General features: G+C 69.9%; 3 protein-coding genes and 1 riboswitch. All 3 genes read left to right on the forward strand.

What is annotated here, in order from left to right:
* Window positions 1-42 precede the first annotated feature (42 nt).
* A riboswitch (cobalamin riboswitch) is annotated at window positions 43-285 on the forward strand.
* Between the two features lie 72 nt (window positions 286-357).
* The 3 genes from VGT06_04250 (at window position 358) to VGT06_04260 (ending at window position 3,485) form a co-directional block, all read left to right on the forward strand.
* Complete coding sequence (locus tag VGT06_04250) at window positions 358-2,163, forward strand: TonB-dependent receptor (GenBank protein HEV8662341.1); 1,806 nt, start codon at window positions 358-360, stop codon at window positions 2,161-2,163.
* A gap of 647 nt (window positions 2,164-2,810) precedes the next feature.
* A complete protein-coding gene (locus tag VGT06_04255; protein HEV8662342.1) occupies window positions 2,811-3,026 on the forward strand; it encodes an energy transducer TonB in 216 nt (71 codons plus the stop codon).
* A gap of 33 nt (window positions 3,027-3,059) precedes the next feature.
* Entirely contained in the window at window positions 3,060-3,485 is a 426-nt protein-coding gene (locus tag VGT06_04260) for a hypothetical protein (GenBank protein ID HEV8662343.1), read from the forward strand.
* The last annotated feature ends 453 nt before the right edge of the window (window positions 3,486-3,938 follow it).

The raw sequence follows: 3,938 nt of genomic DNA on the forward strand, positions 1-3,938 counted from the left end.
GTTTTTCGGTTTCGCAAGGTGCCGCCTCAGCGCTTATGGAAACCCTACTCTGCGAGCGCAGGTGGACGGAGCAGCGCTCCGTCAGAATAGGGAAGCCGGTGACTCACCGGTCCGCCCACGGGCGGCCCGATGGGGAATCCGGCGCGGTCCCGCCGCTGTCACGGGGAGCGTGCCCCCGGCAAGACGCCACTAGGCCGATCGCCATCCGGCGGTCCCAGGCCCGGGAAGGCTGAGGGTACGCGAGGAACCGGAGCCAGAAGACCTGCCTGCGCTTTCCATATCGTTATCGTCGCCCCCGCTTCCATCGGGAAAGCGGTGGCGGCTATCCACGCCTTCGCGGAAGGGGGTGGGTCTTCGATGCTCCGCCATCCTTGGCCCACGGGCTTGGTGGTCGTGGGCCTTCTCCTTGTCCTGGCCGGTCCGGCGGCGCTGGGCCAGGTGCCCACCTTCGAAGGAGAGGAAGTGGTCGTGCCGGGCCGGCGGCCCCAACAGCTCCCGGCTACCCCCGCCTACGTCACCGTGATCCCCGCCGATGAACTGCGGCGGATGGGATTTCTGACCCTGGGAGAGGCCCTCCGCTTCCTGGCCGAGGTCTCGGTGCGCGCCGCAGGGGCGGGCCTTGGCGGGTTGTCCCAGCTTTCCATCCGCGGCTCTTCTCCCCAGCAGGTGCTGGTGCTGATCGATGGGATCCCGCTGAACAGCACGGCCCAGTTTGGGGTGAATCTGTCCACGATCGCGTTGGAGGACGTGGAGCGGATCGAGGTGTTGCGCGGGCCCTATTCCGCGATCTATGGGAACGCCCTCGGCGGGGTGATCCAGGTCATCACGCGCACGGATGCGCGCCCGCAGGCCAGCGCGGGGACCGGGAGCCACGGCGCCGCGCAGGCGTCGCTGCGCCTCGGAGCGCGCTGGCGCGGCGGGGTCCTCAGCCTGGGTGCGCAGTATCTCGGCAGCGGCGGCGACCGTCCCAACGCCGATGCCTCCCGGTGGACCGCCAACGCCCGCCTGATTCTACAGACCGGCGCTTCGCGCTCGCTCACCTTCGCCGCCCAGCACACTGCGGGCCGCACCGCCCTCCCCGGTCCGACCTTCTTTCCGACCCCGTCCGACCGCATCGGCGATCAGCGCTCACTCGCCCACCTGACCTGGACGGAGAAGGGGGAGCGGGGCTCCTCGGCGGAGGCGCGCCTCTGGTGGCTGGGGGACCGCCTGCTCTTTACGTCGCCCGGGTTCGTCTCCGACGATCGCGGCACCGCCGCCGGCGTTTCCTGGCAGAGGGTGCAGAGGATCGACGACCGGGCCGTCCTGACCTGGGGCGCCGAAGTGGAGTCGGTCACGTTTCGGTCCTCTTCCACGTTCTCTAGTTTTGCCGCCCAGGCCACCACGGCGGCCGGCTACGTGCAGTACGACGTGCTGCTCCGCCCCCGCACCCTGCTGGGCGTGGGGGTGCGCTACGACAGCCATCCCGGCCACGGGGGGCAGGTCAATCCGCGGGTGGGTTTCGTGCACTTCGCCTCTGAGACGCTGCGCTTACGCGGCGGCCTCGGCCGCGCCTTTCGCGCCCCCACCTTCTTCGAGCTCGCCTTTCCCGGCTGCAGCAATCCGGGGCTGCGTCCAGAAGAGGCGTGGGCGGCGGACGTGGGTGCGGAGGCCGCGCTCCGCCCCGGACTGACTGCGCGTCTCAACGCCTTCTACACCTCCGCGCGGGATCTGATCGTCGGGGGGTGCCTTCCCATGAACGTGGGGTCGGCCCGCATCGCCGGCCTCTCCGCCGAACTGGTCGGCACCCTCGGCGGGGCCTGGCTGCTCTCGGCAAACGTCACCTGGTCCAGCGGCCTGGACCGCCAGACCGGCACGCCCCTGCTCCGTCTCCCCGGCTGGCAGGCCAACCTGATCCTGCGCCACGCGCCGCGTCCAGACCTCAACGTTTCGTTGCTGCTGAATTACGTCTCGGCGCGAGACGATCTGGACACCTCCACCTTCCCGGCGACACGCGTCACGCTCCCGGGCTATATGATCCTGGGGCTCCGCTACGAGCAGAAGATCGGCGAGGGCGTGATCCGCGCCGGCGTGGACAACCTGCTCGATGTGCCGTATGAGACCCTGCGCGGCTTCCCCGGCGCGGGGAGGACGTTCTTTGTGACCCTCGGAGGAAACTTCTGATGGCCCCCCGCACCCACATGCGGCCCGGTCCACCTCGATGGCAGGTGGCCGCGCTCCTCCTGGCCGCGGTCGTCGGGGCGGCCACAATGGTCTTGATGGCGCGGCGCGTCACGCCTCCCGCTCCGACGAGCTCTTCGAAGGAACTCGGGGCCCCTTCGGCGGAAGCGGAGGGGCATCCCGTCTTCGAATATCCTGTCCCGCCGGGGCCGATCCGGCCGCCGTCGCCGGTCAGACCGCCCGCCCCTCCGCGTCCTTCGCCGGCCGCCTCAGCGCAAACCCCCAGATCGCCGTCTCGCCCGGCCGCCGCGCGAACGCCACACCCCCGCCCGCATGCCAGGCGGTCGATGGTCCCGTCGGAGGCGCCGAGGGGTCCGGGCCCTCGAGAGGCTCAAACGAGGGTGGAGGGGGCGGGAACCACCGGCGCGGATCCCGCCCTGGAAGCCTCGGCGGCGACAGGGACTCCCCCGGCGAGGCGGACCGGGGACGTGACGTCTGGAGGTTCCACGCTCGCCCCTGCCGCAGCGAGTCCTTCACCCGCCGCCAGGGTGTCCGACCCTGTCCTGAAACCTCCAGTTCCGCTGGACCAGCCGCCGTTGCACCCTGTGTTGCGGGCCACCATCCTCCCCGGCTCATGGAGCGGTTCAGTGGTGGAGGAAGGCTCTGTCCGCGGCCGGGTGAAGGTCCGGCTGTTGATCCGCAGCGACGGGGCTGTGGCCATCGTCGAAGTGATCGTCTCCTCGGGGGACGCCGCTCTGGATGAGGCGGCTCGCCAGGGCCTGCTCAGATGGCGGTTCGTCCCGGCGACGCGCGACGGGGTGCCGATCGACGCCTATCTCCTCATCTGGATTACCTTCAGTGAATGAGCCTGGGTCGTGGATGTGGCGCCTGAGTGGGCAATGACTGAGCCAGAGGTGATTCTGGCCGTCGATCCCGGCCGGCGAAAATGTGGAATCGCCGTAGGGCGGCGGGGGGCCATTCTGGCCCGGTCGGTCGTGGCTTCGGACCGGCTGGCAGATGTGGTCGCCGTCTGGGCGAAGCAATTCGGGGTAAGACGCGTCCTGGTCGGGGCGGGGACAGGGTCGGCGGCCGTGCGAGCGGCGCTGGCCGGCCTCCCCGGGCTGCCGCGGGTCGAGCCCATCGAGGAAGCGGGCAGCACCCTGGAGGCCCGACGCCGATACTTCCGTGATCACCCCCCGAGGGGGTGGCGGCGCCTGCTGCCGCTCTCCCTCCAGGTGCCTCCGGAGGACTATGACGGCTATGTCGCCGAGCTGCTGCTGGAGCGGGCTGTGGGAGGACGGGATGAGGCGGGCGCAGGCGATTGAGTGAGTGCGGGCCCGTGCGGCCCCGTGCGGACGAGGAGGAAGGAGGAAGGATTTCCCCGGGCCTTGTCGAACCCCCAGGGAGCGTGGCAGTTGGCGACGCGCGGTAGCAGCAAGAAAAACCTTGAGTCAGGGGACAGAGCCGCTACACTGAGGGAACAGCAGCGGCCGCCGGGAGGGGCGCTGCCCCTGTGTGCTTTTTGAACCGAAGGTTCGCAGGAAGATCTGCCCAAGTTTGTAGAAGCCTTCAATGCAGGCGTCTGACGCCACCTGGCCCGCGAGGGCCCAGGGCGAATCCGAGCGGGGAGAGGAGGGCCGGATAGACCAATCCGCCGGAAGAGAGGTGGCGGGACGAACAGGGGCCAGAGGTTCCTGGTGGAGCGCTGGAGGAAACATGACCACTCCAACGGAGACTCCCCCGGAGCCCGACGGCTCGATCACATCACTAGGGGGTAG

This window comes from Candidatus Methylomirabilis sp., from assembly GCA_036000645.1.
In the GTDB taxonomy this organism is placed as follows: domain Bacteria; phylum Methylomirabilota; class Methylomirabilia; order Methylomirabilales; family JACPAU01; genus JACPAU01.

Bases quoted from the DNA above. Each gene is read 5' to 3' on its own strand.
- VGT06_04250 (HEV8662341.1), top strand. From the start codon at position 358: ATGCTCCGCCATCCTTGGCCCACGGGCTTGGTGGTCGTGGGCCTTCTC.
- VGT06_04260 (HEV8662343.1), top strand. From the start codon at position 3,060: ATGACTGAGCCAGAGGTGATTCTGGCCGTCGATCCCGGCCGGCGAAAA.